The sequence below is a fragment of the Inquilinus sp. genome (assembly GCF_057815775.1).
Genome location: NZ_JBYRFX010000509.1, coordinates 1 through 5,691 on the forward strand (window position 1 = coordinate 1; position 5,691 = coordinate 5,691).

Consider the following 5,691-nt stretch of genomic DNA (forward strand, 5'->3'; position numbering starts at 1 on the left):
TGCCGCAAGGTGGGCGTTACCGCCGTCTGGTTCGAGGCCGCGAAGGCCGGGCCGGCGGAGACGAGGGTCCAGCTCGAACCTTGGCCGGAGACCTCATACGGGCTCGGCCGCTTCCGCCCGATCGCGGCCGCCGATATCGGCCTGCCCGAGGGTCAGGTCTATATGCTCAACACCGACACCGGCGCGGTGTTCGACGAGAACGGCAGGGTCGTCAAGACGCTGACGGACATGCCCGTGCCGCCCGACTCCCCGCCGCCCGACCCTGGCCCCGGCGACACCGGACCGCCGGATGCGACCGTCCCACCGGCGACCGCGCCGCCCGGGACGGCGATGGTGCCACCCGGGGGCGGCTGGGTCACGGTCGAACGCGCCCCCGAAAGCGAGCGCAACGACAACTGGCGCCGGATCAGCCTGGCCCAGCACATCTTCGGCTCCGGCTGACGCCGGCGCCGGAGGCTGCCCAGTGCCGCCCATCCTTCACCGTCATCGCGAGCGCAGCGACGCGATCCAGTCGTGCAGCCAGAGGCGGCGCCAGCCTGGATCGCCACGGCGCTGCGCGCCTCGCGATGACGGTGTGGGATGGGTAAGCCCGTCTTGCCCGACCCCCGACACAAGAAAAAGCCCGTCACCCCGGGGATTGGGAGAGCCACTCCCCGCAGTGACGGGCCAGTCCGGGCGGCGGCCCCACAGAGCACCGGCCGCCGCCCTGTGGGGTCAGGCCGCGACGTCGACCGCGACCGTCAGGCCCAGGCGCTGGGCCACGCCGGCGCCATAGGCCGGGTCGGCCTTGGCGAAATGCGCGATCTGGCGGCGCTGGATCGCCTCCGGCACGCTGCGGATCGAACCGGCGATGTTGTCGAGGAGCCGGGTGCGGGCGCCCTCATCCATCAGCCGGAACAGGTCGCCGGCCTGGCTGTAGTCGTCATTGCCGGCGCGGTGGTCGTAGCGGTCGGCCGGGCCGCGGATCGGCAGCGCCGGTTCGGCCGCTTCCGGGTCCTGCTTCGGCCCGCCGAAGCTGTTCGGCTCGTAATGCACCGATCCCTTGCCGTTGTCGTCGAACCGCATCTGGCCGTCGCGCTGGTAATTCTGCGCCGTGGTGGCGTGCGGCCGGTTCACCGGCAGCAGGCCGTGATTGCCGCCCAGGCGATAGCGATGCGCGTCGCCATAGGCGAACAGCCGGCCCTGCAGCATCTTGTCCGGGCTGAAGGAGATGCCGGGCACCACATTGGCCGGGCTGAACGCCGACTGCTCGACCTCCGCGAAGTAGTTCTGCGGGTTGCGGTTCAGCACCAGCTCACCGATCTCGATCAGCGGGTGGCCGGCATGCGGCCAGACCTTGGTCAGGTCGAACGGGTCGACCGGGAAGCTGTCGGCCTCCGCCTCGGTCATGACCTGGACCGAGACCGTCCAGGCCGGGAAGTCGCCATCCTCGATCGAGGCGAACAGGTCGCGGGTGGCGTGGTCGGGGTCGACGCCGATCATGGTCTGCGCCTGTTCGGCGGTGAAGTTCTGGATCCCCTGCTTGGTCTTGAAGTGATACTTGACCCAGACCCGGTCGCCGGCGGCGTTGATCCAGCTGAAGGTGTGGCTGGAGAAGCCGTCCATGTGGCGATAGCCGCGCGGCGTGCCGCGGTCGCTGAACAGGATGGTGAACTGGTGCAGCACCTCGGGCGACAGCGAGGCGAAGTCCCACACCATCGTCGCGTCCTTGAGGTTGGTCGCGGGGTTGCGCTTCTGGGTGTGGATGAAATCCGGGAACTTCAGCGGGTCGCGGATGAAGAAGACCGGCGTGTTGTTGCCGACGATGTCGTAGTTGCCGTCCTCGGTGTAGAACTTCAGCGCGAAGCCGCGCGGGTCGCGCTCGGCATCGGCCGAGCCCTTCTCGCCACCGACGGTGGAGAAGCGCAGGAACACCTCGGTCTCCTGCCCGACCTGCCCCAGGAACTTGGCCGAGGTCCAGAGGCTGACATCGGCGGTGACGCGGAAGCTGCCATAGGCGCCGGCGCCCTTGGCATGCACCACCCGCTCCGGAATCCGCTCACGGTTGAAATGGGCCAGCTTCTCGATCAGGTGGAAATCCTGGATCAGCACCGGGCCGCGCGGCCCCGCGGTCAGCGAGTTCTGGTTGTCGGAAACCGGGGCGCCGGCGGTGGTGGTGAGGGTCGTCATCAAGGGCTCCTGTGGGGCGGCGACATCCGCCATGACCCGAGGATCGCGGCGGTGCCGGGATAAGGGAATTCGATCGTTCTTATCGGTGCGATAAGGGTTCTTATCGCCGGGATAAGTGATTGCCGCGTTCGACCAGCGGCAGCAGGTCGCGCCGGTGGCGATGCAGCCGCAGCAGCAGCTCCGGCGGCAGGTCGCCCTGCACCCCGACCCTGCCGTTCTGCAGGACCAGCTGGGCGTCGTGGCGGGCGAGGTCGGACATCAGGGCGTTCAGGCTCGGGCGCATCATGCGGCCTCCCGCAGCGGGTCGGTGGCGATCGCTTGCCGCACCTGGGCCGCCAGCCCGCCGATATAGGCCGGGTGGACGCCGACGGTGGGCACGCGGATGTAGGACCGGACGCCGGCCCTGTCGGCCACCGCCCGGTAGTCGCGGTCGAGTTCGACCAGCGTCTCGGAGTGCTCGGAGACGAAGGCGATCGGCACCAGAACGAGGCCGACGCCGTCCCGCCCGGCCTGCTGCACCTCGACCTCCGTGTCCGGGGTCAGCCAGCGCTGCGGCGTCACCCGGCTCTGGAAGGCGATGCGCCAGTCCAGGTCGGGGATGCCGAGGGCCGCGACCACCGCTTCGGCCGAGGCGCGGATCTGGTCGGGATAGGGGTCGCCGGCCTGGACGATCGACAGCGGCAAGCCATGGGCGGTGAACAGCAGCCGGTGACGGCGACCATCCTGCGGCCAGGCCCGGTGGATCAGCTCGGCCTGGGCCGCGACGAAGCCGGGATCGGTGGGCGCTGCGTCGACCCGGTGGGTCGGCACGGCGAGCCCGGCGCGACGCGCTGCCGCATCCCAATCGGACAGGGCAGAGCGGGTGGTGGTGGTCGAGTACTGGGGGTACAGCGGCAGCAGCACGATCTCGTCCGCCCCCCAATCGCGCACCGCGGCCGCCATCTCCGCCGCGAAGGGATGCCAGTAGCGCATCGCCACGAACGGCCGGACCTCGCCGATGTCGCGCAGCTGCGCCGCCACCGCCCGCCCCTGCGCCCGGGTCTGCAGCAGGATCGGCGAGGCGCCGCCGAGCTGGCGGTAGATCTCGCGCGCCACCGGGGTGCGGCGATGGGCGATCCAGCGCGCCGCCATTGTCCGCAGCGGGCCCGGCAGGCGGATAATCTCGGGGTCGGAGAAGAAGTTGCGCAGGAACGGGCCGACGGCGTCGAGCCCGTCCGGCCCGCCGATCTGCAGCAGCACCAGGGCGATGCGCCGGCGGCGGGCGGTGGCGATGGATCCGGCGGTGGTCGGCATGGGGCTGGCTCCTGCTGATGGACCCCAGCCTCGCCGACCCGACCGATAAGGTCCAATCGATCGACCCTATATGGAAGATAGGAATTGCTTATCGTATATTGAGAAGGTCCCGCCCGCCTGAGACCCCTGCCATGACCCTGTCCGGACTCTCCCTGCGCGATCTCGAATACCTCGTCGCCGTGGCCGAGCTGCGCCATTTCGGCCAGGCGGCGGAGCGCTGCGGCGTCAGCCAGCCGGCGCTGAGCATGCAGATCCGCAAGCTGGAGGAGACGCTGGGCCTGTCGCTGTTCGAGCGCGGCCCCAAGGCGGTGCTGGTGACCGCCAAGGGCGAGGTCATCCTGGCCCAGGCCCGGCGCGTGCTGCTGGAAGCGCGGCGGCTGATGGCGCTGGCGCAGGAGCTGGACGCGCCGCTGTCGGGCCCGCTGTCGGTCGGGGCGATCGAGACGCTGGGCCCCTATTTGTTCCCGCATGTGCTGCGGCCGCTGCGCACCGCCTTCCCCCGGCTGGAGCTGGTACTGCACGAGGGCCGCACCTACCAGCTGGTCGAGGCGCTGCGGCACGGCGCGCTGGACCTGGTCTTCCTGTCGCTGCCGGTGACCGACCCGCAGATCGCCACGGCGCCGCTGTTCTTCGAGCCCTTCGTCCTGGCCCAACCGACCGACCGCCCGGTGGCAGCCGAGGGCGTGGCCCAGATCGGCGACCTGCCGCGCGAGGGTCTGCTGCTGCTGGAGGATGGGCACTGCCTGCGCGACCAGGCGCTGGAGATGTGCGGCACGCTGGCCGCCGGCGGCGGGCGCCGCCACAGCACCAGCCTGGAGACGCTGCGCCAGATGATCGCGGCCGGCGCCGGCTACAGCCTGTTCCCGCATCTCGCCACGCTGGGCGAGGCCAGCGTCGGCGGCCTGGTCAGCTATGCCGGTTTCGGCGGGCCGCCGCCCGGCCGCGCCGTCGGCTTGGCCTGGCGCCAGAGCGACCCGCGGGCGGAACAGTTCGAGTCGCTGCGCCGAATCCTGCTCGACCACCCGCCGCCCGGCACCCGGCCGATGGACGGGACCATGAAAAACGGAGGCGCGGCATGACGCCGGCCCCTGTTCGATTCGACGATCTGGCCGGCAATCCGGCCGGGATCAATCCTCGCCCGGACTATTCTTCGCGGTGATGGTCCTTGACCTCGACCTCGATCGGCACGCCGGGCAGCAGCTTGCCGGTGCGGATCGCCAGGGCCGATTTGACATGGTTGACGTTCGGCGCCGAGGTCAGCTGCGTGGTCAGGAAGCGCTGGTAGCTGTCCCAATCCTCGGCCACGATCTTCAGCAGGAAATCAGTCTCACCGGCCAGCATGTGGCATTCGCGCACCAGCGGCCAGCTGCCGACCAGCTCCTCGAACTTGCGCAGGTCGGCCTCGGCCTGGCTGGTCAGCCCGACCTGGGCGAACACGGTGACGCCGAAGCCCATGCCTTCGGGGTTGATGTCGGCGTGGTAACCACGGATGTACTGCGCTTCCTCCAGCGCGCGGACGCGGCGCAGACAGGGGGGCGCGGAGATGCCGGCCCGACGCGCCAGCTCGACGTTGGTCATACGGCCGTCGTCCTGGAGGTCGCGAAGGATACGTCGGTCGATGCGGTCGAGCTTTACACGGCGCATAGGTTCTCTCATGAAAGGTCTTCCGTGATTACGCGCAAGGATATTGCCGGACTTTCACCCGGCGCAAGTGCATTCCACCGCGGTGGGGGAGGTGCGGCACGATGAACGCGGCGCGGCGCGCGGAACGAGGCGACATCGGGTCCGGCTTCAAGTCCCTGCGGGTCTGGGTGGTGTCTGACGGCCGCCCGGCGAACGAGAACCAATGCCTGGGCCTGGCGGAAGCGCTCGGAATCGTCCCGGAGGTGGTTCGACTCGACGCGCGCCATGGCTGGCATCGGCTGCTCGATCCCGTTCGACCCGCCGCCGGTTTCGGCCTGGAGGGGCCGCCCTGGCCCGACCTGCTGATCGCAGCCGGCCGGCAGAGCCTGTTCCCCGCCCTTGCGGTGAAACGCGCCAGCGGTCGTCGGACGCGCCTTGTGCAAATATTTCGTCCCGGCGTCAACCCGCGGCGTTTCGATCTGATCGTGACGCCCCGCCATGACGGTCTGATCGGACCCAATGTCTTCGCCACGCGCGGCGCGCTGAACCTGGTCACCCCGGCCCGGCTTGAGGCGGCGGCTGCGGAATGGGGGCCGCGCCTGGCCC

General features: G+C 70.1%; 6 protein-coding genes and 1 pseudogene. 3 read left to right on the top strand and 4 right to left on the bottom strand.

The features are described 5' to 3' along the window. Positions 1–441, top strand: a pseudogene (locus AC3XYG_RS17820) (hypothetical protein); the annotation flags it as partial. 273 nt (positions 442–714) lie between these two features. Here the strand turns inward: AC3XYG_RS17820 and AC3XYG_RS17825 are convergent. The 3 genes from AC3XYG_RS17825 to hemH all read right to left on the bottom strand — a co-directional run bounded on the left by AC3XYG_RS17825 (position 715) and on the right by hemH (position 3,462). Then, a complete protein-coding gene (locus AC3XYG_RS17825; protein ID WP_489141193.1) occupies positions 715–2,169 on the bottom strand; it encodes a catalase in 1,455 nt (484 codons plus the stop codon). Positions 2,170–2,269: 100 nt separating this feature from the next. After that, complete coding sequence (locus AC3XYG_RS17830) at positions 2,270–2,455, bottom strand: hypothetical protein (RefSeq protein ID WP_489141194.1); 186 nt, start codon at positions 2,453–2,455, stop codon at positions 2,270–2,272. After that, the gene (gene hemH / locus AC3XYG_RS17835) at positions 2,452–3,462 is read right to left on the bottom strand and encodes a ferrochelatase (RefSeq protein ID WP_489141195.1); all 1,011 of its coding nucleotides are present in this window, start codon (positions 3,460–3,462) and stop codon (positions 2,452–2,454) included. The genes AC3XYG_RS17830 and hemH overlap by 4 nt, the downstream gene beginning before the upstream one ends. A gap of 131 nt (positions 3,463–3,593) precedes the next feature. Between hemH and AC3XYG_RS17840 the strand changes: the two genes are divergently transcribed. Next, positions 3,594–4,541, top strand: a complete 948-nt coding sequence (locus AC3XYG_RS17840; protein WP_489141196.1) for a LysR substrate-binding domain-containing protein — start codon at positions 3,594–3,596, stop codon at positions 4,539–4,541. A 64-nt stretch (positions 4,542–4,605) separates the two neighbouring features. Here AC3XYG_RS17840 and AC3XYG_RS17845 read toward each other — a convergent pair whose 3' ends face one another. After that, positions 4,606–5,106, bottom strand: coding sequence for an Lrp/AsnC family transcriptional regulator (locus AC3XYG_RS17845; protein ID WP_489141197.1), 501 nt, complete (start codon positions 5,104–5,106; stop codon positions 4,606–4,608). Positions 5,107–5,207: 101 nt separating this feature from the next. Here AC3XYG_RS17845 and AC3XYG_RS17850 point away from each other — a divergent pair. Next, the coding region (locus tag AC3XYG_RS17850; RefSeq protein ID WP_489141198.1) for an ELM1/GtrOC1 family putative glycosyltransferase at positions 5,208–5,691 on the top strand (484 nt) is incomplete at its 3' end.